General features: G+C 73.9%; 12 protein-coding genes. 2 read left to right on the forward strand and 10 right to left on the reverse strand.

Going from position 1 to position 13,784, the window contains the following annotated elements; genetic code table 11:
* Window positions 1-31: 31 nt before the first annotated feature.
* Together AC6CH9_RS05285 and aroC are read right to left on the reverse strand one after the other, a co-directional pair.
* Window positions 32-622: a shikimate kinase gene (locus AC6CH9_RS05285; RefSeq protein WP_498153967.1), complete on the reverse strand. Its 591-nt coding sequence runs from the start codon at window positions 620-622 to the stop codon at window positions 32-34.
* Window positions 622-1,839 carry a chorismate synthase gene (gene aroC / locus AC6CH9_RS05290; RefSeq protein ID WP_498154125.1) on the reverse strand — a complete coding sequence of 406 codons (1,218 nt, stop codon included), beginning with the start codon at window positions 1,837-1,839 and terminating at the stop codon, window positions 622-624. The genes AC6CH9_RS05285 and aroC overlap by 1 nt, the downstream gene beginning before the upstream one ends.
* Window positions 1,840-2,011: 172 nt before the next feature.
* Between aroC and AC6CH9_RS05295 the strand changes: the two genes are divergently transcribed.
* Window positions 2,012-2,707: a prepilin peptidase gene (locus AC6CH9_RS05295; RefSeq protein ID WP_498153968.1), complete on the forward strand. Its 696-nt coding sequence runs from the start codon at window positions 2,012-2,014 to the stop codon at window positions 2,705-2,707.
* 50 nt (window positions 2,708-2,757) lie between these two features.
* Here AC6CH9_RS05295 and AC6CH9_RS05300 read toward each other — a convergent pair whose 3' ends face one another.
* From AC6CH9_RS05300 to AC6CH9_RS05335, 8 genes are all read right to left on the reverse strand, one after another.
* Window positions 2,758-3,636, reverse strand: coding sequence for a shikimate dehydrogenase (locus AC6CH9_RS05300; RefSeq protein WP_498153969.1), 879 nt, complete (start codon window positions 3,634-3,636; stop codon window positions 2,758-2,760).
* The gene (gene mltG, locus AC6CH9_RS05305; RefSeq protein ID WP_389270539.1) at window positions 3,633-4,787 is read right to left on the reverse strand and encodes an endolytic transglycosylase MltG; all 1,155 of its coding nucleotides are present in this window, start codon (window positions 4,785-4,787) and stop codon (window positions 3,633-3,635) included. The genes AC6CH9_RS05300 and mltG overlap by 4 nt, the downstream gene beginning before the upstream one ends.
* Window positions 4,784-5,320: a Holliday junction resolvase RuvX gene (ruvX, locus tag AC6CH9_RS05310; RefSeq protein ID WP_498153970.1), complete on the reverse strand. Its 537-nt coding sequence runs from the start codon at window positions 5,318-5,320 to the stop codon at window positions 4,784-4,786. Before ruvX ends, mltG begins: the two co-directional genes overlap by 4 nt.
* Window positions 5,317-8,004 carry an alanine--tRNA ligase gene (gene alaS, locus AC6CH9_RS05315; protein ID WP_498153971.1) on the reverse strand — a complete coding sequence of 896 codons (2,688 nt, stop codon included), beginning with the start codon at window positions 8,002-8,004 and terminating at the stop codon, window positions 5,317-5,319. Before alaS ends, ruvX begins: the two co-directional genes overlap by 4 nt.
* A 72-nt stretch (window positions 8,005-8,076) precedes the next feature.
* On the reverse strand, window positions 8,077-8,436 hold the full coding sequence (locus AC6CH9_RS05320) for a hypothetical protein (RefSeq protein ID WP_498153972.1): 360 nt from the start codon (window positions 8,434-8,436) through the stop codon (window positions 8,077-8,079).
* Entirely contained in the window at window positions 8,436-8,831 is a 396-nt protein-coding gene (locus AC6CH9_RS05325; RefSeq protein ID WP_498153973.1) for a DUF948 domain-containing protein, read from the reverse strand. Before AC6CH9_RS05325 ends, AC6CH9_RS05320 begins: the two co-directional genes overlap by 1 nt.
* 249 nt (window positions 8,832-9,080) lie before the next feature.
* Window positions 9,081-9,707: a 30S ribosomal protein S4 gene (gene rpsD / locus AC6CH9_RS05330; protein ID WP_047234514.1), complete on the reverse strand. Its 627-nt coding sequence runs from the start codon at window positions 9,705-9,707 to the stop codon at window positions 9,081-9,083.
* A gap of 195 nt (window positions 9,708-9,902) precedes the next feature.
* Window positions 9,903-11,375 carry a replication-associated recombination protein A gene (locus tag AC6CH9_RS05335; RefSeq protein ID WP_498153974.1) on the reverse strand — a complete coding sequence of 491 codons (1,473 nt, stop codon included), beginning with the start codon at window positions 11,373-11,375 and terminating at the stop codon, window positions 9,903-9,905.
* Between the two features lie 125 nt (window positions 11,376-11,500).
* Here AC6CH9_RS05335 and AC6CH9_RS05340 point away from each other — a divergent pair, with 125 nt between their 5' ends.
* Window positions 11,501-13,747, forward strand: coding sequence for an MMPL family transporter (locus AC6CH9_RS05340; RefSeq protein WP_498153975.1), 2,247 nt, complete (start codon window positions 11,501-11,503; stop codon window positions 13,745-13,747).
* Window positions 13,748-13,784 lie beyond the last annotated feature (37 nt).

Below are 13,784 nucleotides of genomic sequence, written 5' to 3' on the forward strand. Positions count from 1 at the left end.
GGCTCGGTGTCCGGGGCGGGGGTCGTGTCGCTCACGCGTTCTCCTGTTCGGCCGGGGTGTCGGCGGGGGCGGGCACCGCGGCGCCGTCGTCGAGGTGCGCCCGGATCTCCTGGGCGACCTGTGCGGGCGTGCGCGCGTCGGTGACGACGTGCAACGTCGCGACCCGCTCGTAGACGGGGCGCCGCGCCTCCATGAGCGCGGCCCACCGCGCGCGGGGGTTGCCCAGGAGCAGCGGGCGGGACTGGTTGAGCCCGACGCGCGGGGCCGCGTGCGCGAGGCTCACGTCGAGGAACACGACGGCGCCGCCCGCCGCGACGTAGGCCGCGAGGGCGGCCTGGGTGTGCTCGTCGAGGACGGCGCCGCCGCCCAGGGCGAGCACGCCGTCGTGGGTGGCGAGCGCCGTCGTCACGGCCTCGCGCTCGAGCTCGCGGAAGTGCGGCTCGCCGTGGTCGACGAAGATGTCCGCGACGGGCTTGCCCGCCGCGGTCTCGACGTCGGTGTCCGTGTCGCGCTGCGCGAGGCCGAGCAGGTCGGCCAGCTGCCGGGAGACGGTCGACTTGCCGCTCCCGGGCGGGCCGACGAGGACGACGACCGGGCGCGTGCCCGGGGGGACGGGCGTCATCAGCGCTGGAGCTCCGGGATCGCGGCGAGGTAGGCCTCGGCGTTGCGGCGGACCTCCGCGACGGAGTCGCCGCCGAACTTCTCGAGCGCCTGCTCCGCGAGCACGAGCGCGACCATCGCCTCGGCGACGACGGCCGCCGGCGGGACGGCGCACACGTCGGAGCGCTGGTGCTGGGCCTTGGCGACCTCGCCCGTCACGACGTCGACCGTCGCGAGCGCGCGCGGCACGGTGGAGATGGGCTTCATCGCGGCGCGCACGCGCACGACCTCGCCGTTCGACATCCCGCCCTCGACGCCGCCGGCCCGGTTGCTCAGGCGGTGGATGCGCCCGTCGGTGCCGCGCTCGATCTCGTCGTGCGCGGCGGACCCGCGGCGGCGCGCGGTGCGGAAGCCGTCGCCGACCTCCACGCCCTTGATCGCCTGGATGCCCATGAGCACGGCGGCGAGCCGGGCGTCCAGGCGACGGTCGCTCTGCGCGTAGGTTCCGAGGCCCGACGGGACGCCGTAGGCGAGCACCTCGACGACGCCGCCGAGCGTGTCGCCCGCCTTCTGGCACTCGTCGATCTCGGCGACCATCGCCGCTGACGAGGCCGCGTCGAAGCAGCGCACCGGGTCGGCGTCGAGCGCGGCGACGTCGTCCGGACCGGGCACCGCGGCGTCCTCGGGCACCTCGACGGGGCCGATGCCCACGACGTGCGACACGAGCCGGACGCCGAGCGCCTGCTCGAGGAACTTCGCCGCCGCGGCGCCGAGGGCAACGCGTGTCGCGGTCTCGCGCGCCGACGCCCGCTCCAGCACGGGCCTGGCGTCGTCGAACCCGTACTTGCGCATGCCCACGAGGTCGGCGTGGCCGGGGCGCGGGCGGGTGAGGGGCCGGTTGCGCGCGATCTCGCGCACGTCCCCCGTGCCGGCGTCGACCAGCAGCGCCTCGGGCGGCACCGGGTCGGCGGACATGACGTCGACCCACTTGGGCCACTCGGAGTTCGCGATCTCGAGCGCGAGCGGGCCGCCCTGGGTCACACCGTGACGCAGCCCGCCCAGCACGCGCAGCACGTCCTGCTCGAACTTCTGGCGCGAGCCGCGCCCGTACCCGAGGCGACGGCGCGCGAGCGCGGCCTTCACGTCGTCCGTCGTGAGCGCGACGCCCGCGGGCAGCCCGTCGAGGATCCCGACCAGCGCCTCACCGTGCGACTCACCCGATGTCAACCAACGCAGCATGATCGCCATCCTCCCACGTCGGCACGCACGTCCCGGCGGGCGCCCGCAGTACGGACCGGCGGTCGCGGACGGACATCCGGGCGCGCCGGGACCCCGGGTTCGGGGAGGCGCGGTCCGGCGCGTTGTGGACGACGGCGGCGCGCGCGGTCGCGGGCGCGCTACGGTGCCGCGCATGGTCCAGCAGGGGGACGGCACGAGGACGGGCGGCGCACCGGCGCGGGGCACCGCACGGGCGGCGGTCGAACGCGTGGTGGCCGACGTCGAGCGGCCCTGGGCGCGACGCCGCGGCGACGACCTGGTCGGCGAGCTCCGGCTCTCCGGGCTGCTCGGGTCCGCGCTCGCAGGGGTCGCCGCGGCAGGCACGGCGTGGTGGTCGGGTCCGTCGTGGGCCACGCCGGCCCTCGTGCTCGTTGCGGCGGCGGGAGCGCTCGTCGCCGTGATCGACGCGCGCACGCACCGGCTGCCCGACGTGCTGGTCCTGCCGACGTGGTTCGGCGCCGTGCTCCTGCTCGGTGTGGCCGCGCTCGGTACCGGTGACGGTGCCGCCCTCGGTCGCGCTCTCGCTGGTGGCTTCCTGGGCTTCGGGGCCTACGCCGCGCTGCGGATCGCGCACCCGCCGGGCCTCGGCTTCGGCGACGTGAAGCTCGCCGGGATGCTCGGCACGCCGCTCGCCTGGCTCGGGTGGGGCGAGCTCGTCGCCGGTCTCGTCCTGCCGTTCGTGCTCGGCGGCGTGTGGGCGCTCGCGCTCGTCGTCACGCGGCGCGCGCGCCGTGACACCGCGGTCCCCTTCGGCCCGTTCATGGTCGTCGGGGCGGGGGTCGCCGCCGTGCTCGGCGACGCGGCGCTCCGGGCGTACGCGATCGCCTGACCGCGGCGTCCGGCGCGCGCGACCCTGACCGACGGTCTGCGACCCGGCCGTCAGGCCGCGACGCCGAGCGCGGCCTCGAGCGCCTGGTCCATCGCGGCCAGCGGGGCCACCTTTCCCGTCATGAGGCGCACCTGCTCGGCCGCCTGGTGCAGGAGCATGCGCTCGCCGCCCACGACGATGCCGCCCACCGAGACCCACGCCGAGGAGAGCGCCGTGGGACGGGGGTCGTAGACGACGTCCAGCAGCACGCCCGCGACCGGCGTGGGAGCCTGTGCCAGCGCCTCCGCGACCGGGTCGGCCGCGCGCGACGGAAGGGTCGCGACGACCACGTCGGCCTGCCCGAGGCGATCGACGAGAGCCCGGGACGACGCGTCGAGGATCTCGAAGCGCGGCTCGACGCCCATGCGGTGCGCGGCACGCTGCAGCGTGCCGGTGCGCCCGAGCGAGCGCACCAGGACCGTCGGCGCGGTGCAGCCGAGCTCGGCGAGGGCGGCCAGCGTGGACGCGGCGGTCGCGCCCGCGCCGAGCACGACGGCGGTCCTCGCGTCCTGCTCCCCCAGTCCCTCGCGGAGCGCGGCGACGAGCCCGTGCACGTCGGTGTTCGTCCCGACGAAGGTCGGGCGCCGGCCGCCCGTGGGCTGCACGACGAGCGTGTTCACGGCGCCGACGACGTTCGCGAGCGGGTCGACGTGGTCGAGCAGCGGGATCACCGCGTGCTTGAGCGGCATGGTGAGGCTGAGGCCCGCCCACGACGCGTCGAGCCCGTTGACCAGCGCCGGGAGCTGCTCCTCGGTCGTGTCGATCGCCTCGTACGTCCAGCCGTCGAGGCCGAGCGCGTCGTACGCGGCCCGGTGCAGCACCGGGGACAGCGAGTGCGCGACGGGGTGGCCGAGGACGGCCGCCCGCCGCGGCGCGCGTCTCGCGCTCACCCGCCGTTCTCCGCGAGCCACTGCCGGTACTCCTGCTTGAACTGCTCGAACTCCGCGTAGTTGTCGGTGAACTTCGTCTCGCCGGTGTCCAGGTTGACCGTGACGTACCAGAGCCACGGCCCGGCGGGGGCATTCATGACCGCGTCCACGCTCTCGCGGCTCGGACTGCCGATCGGCGTCGGGGGCAGGCCCTGGTGGACGCGCGACGCGTAGGGCAGGTCGGAGTTCTGGAACTCCTCGGTCGTGATCTGGTCTGCCGGCTTGCCGAGCCCGTAGACGTCGATCGCGTCCATGCCCAGCGGCATGCCGTCCTCGATGCGGTTGTAGATCACGCGCGCGACCATCCCGCGCTGCTCCGCGTTCTTGCCCTCCCACTCGACGATCGACGCCATCGTGAGCACCTCCTGGAAGCGCTCCGGAGGGACGCCGAGGTCGGCGAGCTCGCTCGTGGTCTGGCTGACCATGCCCTGGATGATGCCCGTGGCGTTGACGTCTCCCGGCTCGAGGACGTACGTGGTCGGGTAGAGCCAGCCCTCGTAGTTGCCGTTCGCCTCCGCGGGCAGACCCGTGGCGGCGGTGTCGGCCATCGCAGCCTCGAAGTCCGCGACCGGGATACCGGTGACGGACGACGAGCGCTCGAGGATCTGCTTGACCGTGAAGCCCTCGGGGATGGTGATCTTCGTCTCGACGCGCGAGTCGTTCGCGACGAGGCGCGCGACGGCGTCCTTCGCGGGCATGCCGAGGAGCAGGGTGTGGGTGCCCGGCTGGATCTTCCCCGCGTTGGGGTTCTCCTCGAACGCCTTGGCGAACGCCGCCGAGCTGGCGACGACGCCCGCCTCGGTGAGCACCGCCCCCATGTCGCGGCCGGTCGAGCCGGGCTCGATGACGACGTCGACGGGGTCGGTGCCCGGTCCCTCGAAGTCCTTGGCCTCGAGCGGGTTGTCGAACCCGAAGAGGTCGGAGGCGTTGTTCAGCAACAGGTACCCCGCGCCGCCCACCACGAGGAGAGAGACGAGCAGCACCACGAGGGCGCGGCGACGCCGGCGCTGGCGTCGCTTCTTCGCCGCTCGGCGGGCGCGCTGCTCCGAGCGCGACGAGCGCGCGGGCTGCTGCTCGCCCTGGACGGCGGGCCGTTCGAACAGGTCGGTCACGGTCGGTGGTCTCCTGTCGGGTCTACAGGTTCTCCGGCGCGCACCCCCGCGCCCCGCTCGGCGTCGAGAGCGGATTGCAGAATGATAACGGCGGCGGCCTGGTCGACGACGCTGCGGTGCTTCTTGCCGGCGCGCCCCGACGCGTGCAGCGCCTGGTGAGCGCTGACGGTAGACATCCGCTCGTCGACGAGGTGCACCGGCACCGGTGCGACGACGCGTGCCACCAGTCCAGCGTACGCCCGCGCACCCTGGGCAGCGGCACCCTCGCTCCCGGAGAGGTGACGAGGAAGACCCACGTAGACCACGCGGGCCCCGCGCTCCTCGGCCTCGGCCGCGATCCGCGCGATGTCCGAAGGGACGGCAACGCCGGTGCGCGTGTCGCGCGCGAGCGTCTCGACCGGGGTCGCCACGAGCCCGTCGGGGTCGCTCGCCGCGAGCCCGACACGCACGCTGCCGACGTCGACGGCGAGGCGCGCCCCCCGAGCGAGGGGGGCACGCTCGTCGTCACCGGGCAGCGAGGGGACGGCCGTCACGCGGCGACCGCGGCGCCGTCACGCACGCCCTGGAGGGCGGCCGGCAGCGCGGACACGTCCGTGCCGCCGCCCTGGGCCATGTCGTCCTTGCCGCCGCCACCGCCGCCCAGCGTCTGGGCGGCGGCCTTGGCGAGCACGCCGGCACGCAGGCCTGCGGCACGGGCCGACGCGTTGGTCACGACGACCACCTGCGGGCGGCCCTTCGCGACGCCGCCGACGGCGACGACAGCGGGCTCGGACTCGCCGAGGCGGCCGCGCACGTCGAGCGCGAGCGCGCGGAGGTCGTCCGCGGAGGCGACCTCACCGGCGTCGTGCACGACGACGCGCGTACCGCCCGCGAGCTCCGCGCCCGCGGCGAGCGTGCCGGCCACCGCGAGGAGCTGGCCCTGCCGGAGCTGCGCGAGCTCCTTCTCGGCGTCGCGCAGACGGGACACGAGCGCGCCCACGCGGTCCGGCAGCTCCTCGGTCCGCACGTTGAGCAGGCCGGTGAGCTGACCCACGAGCGCGTGCTCCTTGGCCTGGAACCCGTATGCGCCGTCGCCGACGAGCGCGTCGACGCGCCGCACGCCCGAGCCGATCGACGACTCGCCGAGCAGCGTCACGAGGCCGAGCTGGCCAGTCTGCTGCACGTGCGTGCCCGCGCACAGCTCGCGGGACCAGTCGCCGCCGATCGACACCACGCGGACGACGTCGCCGTACTTCTCGCCGAACAGCGCCATCGCGCCCAGGGCGCGCGCCTCGGTGATCGGCATGAGCTGGTCCGTGACCTCGAGGTTCTCCTGGAGCTGGACGTTGACGCGCTCCTCGATCTCCGACAGCGCGCCCGCGGGCACGGCCGACGAGCGACGGAAGTCGAACCGGATGCGGCTCGGCGCGTTCTCCGAACCTGCCTGGGTCGCGTCCTTGCCGAGCGACTCCTGGAGGGCCTTGTGGATCATGTGCGTCGCCGAGTGGGCGCGGCTGATCGCCTTGCGGCGGTCGCGGTCGATCGTCGCGGTGCCGGGGTCGCCGAGCGCCGCGGTCCCCTCGACGAGGCGGCCACGGTGCACGGACAGGCCCTTGATCGGGCGCTGGACGTCGTCGACCTCGATGGTCGCGCCGCCGTCGAGCACGATCGTGCCGTGGTCGGCGAGCTGGCCGCCGGCCTCCGCGTAGAACGGCGTGCGGTCGAGCACGACCTCGACGTCGGCAGGCGCGGTCGCGGCGGGCGCGGGCACGCCGTCGACGAGCAGCCCCGCGACGCGCACGGCCGCCGAGGACTCGGTGTACCCGAGGAACTCCACCGGCGCCGAGAGCTCGCCCGCGAGCGACTCGTAGGCGGCGGTGTCCACGCCGCCCGAGCGCTTGGCGAGCGCGTCGGCACGCGCTCGCTGGCGCTGCTCGGTCATGAGCGCGCGGAACGCCTTCTCGTCGACCTGGACGCCCTGCTCGGCGGCCATCTCGAGCGTGAGGTCGATCGGGAAGCCGTACGTGTCGTGCAGGGCGAACGCCTGGTCGCCGCCGAGCACCGGCACCCCGCCGGCCCCCGCGGCCGTCTTGGCCTTCGACACGGCCGTGTCGAGGATCGTCGTCCCCGAGGTGAGGGTGCGGCGGAACGCGTCCTCCTCGGTGTAGGCGACGTTCGAGATGCGCTCGAAGTCGGTCGCGACCTCCGGGTACGACGGGGCCATGGCGTCGCGGCTCACGGGGAGCAGCGCGGGCATCGCGCGGTCCTCGACGCCGAGCAGACGCATCGCGCGCACGGAGCGGCGGAGCAGGCGGCGCAGCACGTAGCCGCGGCCCTCGTTGGAGGGACGCACGCCGTCGCTCATGATCATGAGCGCGGAGCGGACGTGGTCGGCCACGACGCGCATGCGCACGTCGTCCTCCTGGTTCGCGCCGTAGCGCCGGCCCGAGAGCGCCTCGGCGGCCGCGATGACGGGGAAGACCTCGTCGATCTCGTAGAGGTTGTCCTTGCCCTGGAGCAGGTAGGCGACGCGCTCCAGGCCCATGCCCGTGTCGATGTTCTTGCGCGCGAGCTCCGAGACGATCCGGAACTCCTCCTTCGACTTCACGTCGTCGATCGCGTACTGCATGAACACGAGGTTCCAGATCTCGAGGTAGCGGTCCTCGTCGACGACGGGGCCACCCTCCTGACCGAACTCCGGGCCGCGGTCGATGTAGATCTCCGAGCACGGGCCGGCGGGACCGGGCTGACCCGTGGACCAGTAGTTGTCCTTCTTGCCGCGCGCCTGGATGCGCTCGTCCGGCAGGCCGGCGATGCGCTTCCAGAGCTGCCGCGCCTCGTCGTCGTCGTGGTAGACGGTCACCCAGACGGTCTCCGGGTCGAACCCGTACTTGCCCTCCTCGCGCGAGCCCGTGACGAGGTCCCAGGCGTAGGTGATCGCGCCTTCCTTGAAGTAGTCCCCGAAGGAGAAGTTGCCGTTCATCTGGAAGAACGTGCCGTGACGGGTCGTCTTGCCGACCTCGTCGATGTCGAGCGTGCGCACGCACTTCTGGACGCTCGTCGCACGGTCCCACGGCGGGGTCTGCTCGCCCGTCATGTACGGGATGAACGGGACCATGCCCGCGATGGTGAACAGCGTGGACGGGTCCGGGGAGACGAGCGACGCCGAGGGCACGACGGTGTGGTCGCGGTCGGCGAAGTAGTCGAGCCAGCGCTTGCGGATCTCGGCGGTGCGCATGATGTCCTTCGGGGCAGTCGGTGGGTCGTGCGGGGGTGCGTGCTGTGAGTCGCGGCGGCCGGGCCGCGCGTCCTAGAAGGAGTAACCGAGGAGGTCCTCGACGTCGTCCGTGTCGTCGAACGGGCTGGGGTCTCCCGCGGCCGGGCGCGTGTGGCGGCCGGCCGCGCGGCGCGCTCGGACGACGTCCGGGTCCTCCTGGCCCTCGGCGAGGAGCGCCGCCATGAGCTCCTGCTCGCGCGCGTCGCGCGCGAGCGTGAACTCGGTGCGGAAGTCGCGGGCGATCGCCACGACCTTCTCGCCCAGGCCGTTGACCTGCTCCGTCGCCTGGTCCACGAGCGACGCGGGCGCGTACCGCGCGAGGATCTTCTTGCCGCGGACGACGACAACGACCGTGATCGCGACCCCGACGCCGACCCAGAAGACGCGGCGCATCAGCGCGACCCCCCGGCGGATCCGGGGCCGTCCGACGAGCGGCGACCGCCGAACGACCGGGCGGCGGCCTGGCGCACGCCGTAGGTGAACGCGGCGACCTTGACCAGCGGGGCGCCGAACGTCGCGGCGTACAGCCCCGTGAGCGCCGAGACGTTCTCGCTCACCTGGGCGGCCGACGTCGTGATCGTGTCGACCTTGACGAGCTGGCTGTTGGTCGTGGCGACGGTCGTCGCGGCCTCGTCGAGGATCGGGACCGAGTGGTCCGTGACCTCCTTGATGCTCGCGCGCGCCTCGTCGAGCACGCGGCCGAGCTTGAGGAGCGGCACCGCGAGCAGGCCGACGAGCAGCACGAACGCGATGGCTGCGATGAGGCCGGCCACGTCTCCCAGGGACATTCTTCCTCCAGTGCCAGTCACGGTGCCTTGTGCGCGGACGTCGCGCGTCGTGCGCGGGACGGTCCATCTCGTCGCGGGGTCCTCGCGGACGTGCCCACGACTTCGCGAAACACTACCCGCACCAGGGCGGGGACCGCCGTCGGGCACGACACGACGACGGCGTCGCTGCGGTGCGGCGTGCGCACACGTCCGGACGCACGAACGCCTCGCTCGCCGACGAAGCGGTGAGCGAGGCGTCCGGAGCGAAGGTCAGCGAGCGTAGTACTCGACGACGAGCTGGACCTCGCACTGCACGGGGACCTCGGCGCGCTTCGGGCGACGCGTGAGGATCGCGCTCAGCTTCTCGAGCTGGACGTCCAGGTAGCCCGGGACGGCCGGGAGCACGTCGCGGTGCGCGCCCGCGGCGGCGACCTGGAACGGCGTCGTCGCCTGGCTCTTCGGCTTGACCTGGAGGGTCTGGCCGGGCTTCACGCGGAACGACGGGCGGTCCACGATCTTGCCGTCGACGAGGATGTGGCGGTGCGTGACGGCCTGGCGCGCCTGCAGGATGGTGCGGGCGAAACCGGCGCGCAGCACGAGCGCGTCGAGGCGGGTCTCGAGGTTCTCGACGAGCGCCTCACCGGTCAGACCCTTGTCCTTGCGGGCCTCCTCGTACGCACGCGCGAGCTGCTTCTCGCGGAGCATGTACTGGGCGCGCAGACGCTGCTTCTCGCGGAGACGGACCGCGTAGTCCGACTCGGTGCGGCGGCGGGCGCGGCCGTGCTCACCCGGGGGGTACGGGCGCTTCTCGAAGTGCTTGACGGCCTTCGGGGTGAGGGCGATGCCCAGGGCGCGGCTCAGGCGGACCTGGCGGCGCGAGCGCTTGACAGACGTCACAGCGGTATCTCATTCCTGTCGTGTGTGAACTGACGTCACACCTGGTCCCGAGGAGTCGGGTCCGGGTGCGGGACCAGCCGATGGACCACGTGCCTCTCCGGAGGAGAGACGGCGGGTCGGGGCCGAGGTCCCAGGTGGTCGCCGTGAAGGCAACCTGAGAAGTCTACCGCACCCGCGGGGCGCCGATCCCCCGGTTCAGCGCGCCGGCTCGTCCTGCGCCAGGATGTCCCGGATCCTCCCGAGGCGGTCGGACACCTGGCGCTCGTACCCGCGGTCGGTCGGCGTGTAGTACCGCGACCCCACGAGCGCGTCGGGCAGGTACTGCTGCGCCGCGACGCCGTGGGGCGCGTCGTGGGCGTACCGGTACCCGGTCCCGTGCCCGAGCTGCTTCGCGCCCGGGTAGTGCGCGTCGCGCAGGTGCGTCGGGACGGACCCGGCCTTCCCGGCGCGCACGTCCGCGAGCGCCGCGTCGATCCCGAGGTAGGCGGCGTTGGACTTGGGCGCGGTCGCGAGGTGCACGACGGCCTCCGCGAGGACGATCCGCCCCTCGGGCATGCCGATGAGCTGGACGGCCTGGGCGGCGGCGACTGCGGTCTGGAGCGCGGACGGGTCGGCCATGCCGACGTCCTCCGCGGCCGCGATGACGATGCGCCGGGCGATGAAGCGTGGGTCCTCCCCCGCCGCGATCATGCGCGCGAGGTAGTGCAGGGAGGCGTCGACGTCCGAGCCTCGCATCGACTTGATGAACGCGGACACGACGTCGTAGTGCTGGTCGCCGTCGCGGTCGTAGCGCACGGCGGCGACGTCGACGGCGCGCTCGACGGCCTCGAGGTCGACGCTCACGGGGCCGGACGACGCGCGGTCCGTCCCGGGCTCGCCGTCCCCGTCGGCGGCCGCGTCCTCCGAGGCTGCCGCGGCGACAGGGACCGGGGAGTCCGAGAGCGCGGCGCCGGCCGCGGCCTCGAGCACGGTGAGCGCCTTGCGCGCGTCGCCGCCCGCGAGCCGCACGAGGTGGTCCTCCGCCTCGTCGGTGAGCGCGACGAGGCCGCCGAGCCCCCGGTCGTCGGCGACGGCGCGGCGCACGAGGGCACGGACGTCGTCGTCCCCGAGGGGCTGGAGCGTGAGCAGGAGCGAGCGGGAGAGCAGGGGCGAGTTCACGGAGAAGCTCGGGTTCTCGGTGGTCGCCGCGACGAGCGTGACCCAGCGGTTCTCGACGCTCGGCAGGAGCGCGTCCTGCTGAGACTTGGAGAAGCGGTGCACCTCGTCGATGAACAGGACGGTCTCCTCGCCCCCGGTCGCGAGGCGGCGGCGGGCGTCCTCGACGACGGTGCGCACGTCCTTGACCCCGGCGGTGACGGCGGAGAGCTCGACGAAGCGCCGGCCGGACGCGGTCGCGATGAGGTAGGCGAGCGTCGTCTTGCCGGTGCCGGGCGGGCCCCAGAGGATGACGGAGCCGGGAGCGGCTCGGCCGCCGGACGCGTCCGACTCGATGAGGCGCCGCAGAGGCGAGCCGGGGACGAGCAGGTGCGCCTGGCCCGCGACCTCGTCGAGGGCGGCGGGACGCATGCGCACGGCGAGCGGGGCCCCCGGTCCGGGTCGCGGCGTGCCCTGCGCGCCGGAGGTGGCGGCGCCGAAGAGGTCGCCGCCGAACAGATCACCGGTGGACATGCCCCGAGCCTACGCACCGCCTCCCACGCTCCCGGACGCCCCGGTGTGGGGAGGTCGGGTGAACGTCGTCCACAGCGTCGCGAGGGATCTGACACGCGGCGCGGGCGGATGGGATGCTGGCGCTCGTGTTCTCGAGCCTCGGTCGTCGTGTCGCCCGCCATCCCCGCCTCACGGTCGTCGTGTGGGTCGTCCTCACCGGGCTCGGGTTCGCGCTCGCGTTGTTCGGCGTGCACGGCGAGAGCGTGTTCGACCGCGTGACCACGGGGGCGCCCTCCATCCCCGGCTCGGACAGCGAGCGCGCGACGGAGATCCTCGCCGAGAACGACGAGGGCGGCCCGGAGATCACGCTCCTGGTGAGCCAGGTCGACCCGGCGGACGCGCAGGTGGTGGAGGCCATGACCGAGGTGAACGCAGACCTCGTGGCGATCGAGGGCGTGGACACGGTCATCAACCCGTACGTGATCCCCGGCGGCGTGGAGGACCCCGCCGCGCAGTCGCTCGTCGCGAGCGACGGGGACGGGTTCCTCACCGTGGTGACGCTGCGCACCGACCTCGACGCCGAGCGCACGGACGCCGTGGCCGAGCGCGTCGTCGAGCAGCTCGAGGCGGTGCCCGGCGTCCTCGCGGAGGCGGCGCCCGACGCCGCCGGGGAGGCGACGGGGCTGGTGGGCTCGAACGCGCTCATCGTCGACGCCATCACGGGCCAGGTCGAGGAGGACCTGACGACGGGCGAGAAGGTCGCGCTGCCGGTCGCCCTGCTCATCATGGTGCTCGTCTTCGGCGGGTTCCTCGCGGCCGCGATGCCGATGGCGGGGGCCGTCGCCTCCATCGGCACGGGGCTCGGCGTGCTGCTGGGCCTCACGTACGTGCTCGACGTCGACGCGTCCGTGGTCAACGTCGTCACCCTGCTCGGGCTCGGGCTCTCGATCGACTACGGGCTGCTCGTCGTCTCGCGGTTCCGGGAGGAGCTGCACCGTCTCGTCGAGGCCGGCGACGACCCGGCGCTGCGGCGACGACGCGGGGACGGCGTGGTCCACGCGGCGCTCGTGCGCACGATGGAGACGGCGGGCCGCACCGTCGCGTTCTCCGCGCTCACCGTCGCGATCTCGATCGCCGGGCTCATGGTGTTCCGCCCCGACATCCTGCGGTCCGTCGGCGCCGGCGGCCTCGGCGTCGTCCTCGTCGCCGTCGCGACGGCGCTCACGCTCGTGCCCGCGCTGCTCGCGTTCTCGGGCCGCCGCCTCGCGAAGCCCGGTCTGCTCGGCCGGGTCCCCGGCCTGCGCCGCGTGCTCGCCCGGACGGCGGACGTGCAGTCCGACGAGGGCGCGTTCTCCCGCCTCGCGGCACGCGTGCAGCGCCACCCCGTGTGGGTGCTCCTCACGACGGTCGTCGTGCTCGTCGTCCTCGCGCTGCCCGTCCTCGGCCTCCACATGCGCAACTCCGGCATCGAGCTGCTCCCCCAGGGGTCGCCGCAGCGCGAGTTCGTCGACGAGCTCGCCGCGCAGTACCCCTCGAGCGAGAGCGCCCAGGTGGTGGCCGTGGTCGACGCGAGCGTCGAGGAGGCACAGGCGTGGGCGGACGAGGTCGCGGGGCTCGACGGCGTCGCGAGCGTCGACCCCGCGGCACCGCTCGGCGACTACGCCGTCGTGGGCGTGCACGTCGACGCGGACGACGCCGGCGGGCCGGAGGCGGTGTCGGTGGTGCGCGAGGTGCGGGCGACCGACAGCGCCTTCGACGTATGGGTCACGGGGCAGGCGGCCGGGCAGGTCGACTTCCTCGACGCGCTCGGCGAGCGCGTGTGGTGGGCCGTCGGGATCGTCGTCGGCGCGACGCTCGTGCTGCTGTTCCTCATGACCGGCTCCGTCGTGGTGCCGGTCAAGGCACTCCTCACGAATGCGCTCTCGCTCGCGGCATCGCTCGGGGTGCTCGTCTGGGTGTTCCAGGACGGGCACCTGGAGGGCCTGCTCGACTTCTCCTCGGTCGGGGGGATCGAGACGTACGTGGTCGCGCTCGTCGTCGCCTTCGCGTTCGGCCTCGCCATGGACTACGAGGTGTTCCTGCTCGCGCGCGTCAAGGAGCTCTACGACGCCGGGCACCCCAACGACGAGGCGGTGCGCCTGGGGCTCCAGCGCTCCGGTCGGATCATCACGTCCGCGGCGGCGATCATCATCGTCGTCTTCGCAGGCTTCGTGCTCGGCGACCTCCTCGTCATCAAGGAGGTCGGTTTCGCGCTCGCCGTCGCGGTGCTCATCGACGCGACGATCGTCCGCCTGCTCCTGGTCCCCGCGACGATGACGCTGCTCGGCCGGTTCAACTGGTGGGCGCCCCGCCCGCTGCGCCGGCTGCACCGCAGGCTCGCGATCACGCACTGAGATCACCCGCCCGGACGAGGCCCTGTCGGGTGTCGTT

This window comes from Cellulosimicrobium sp. GQ32 (assembly GCF_059758455.1).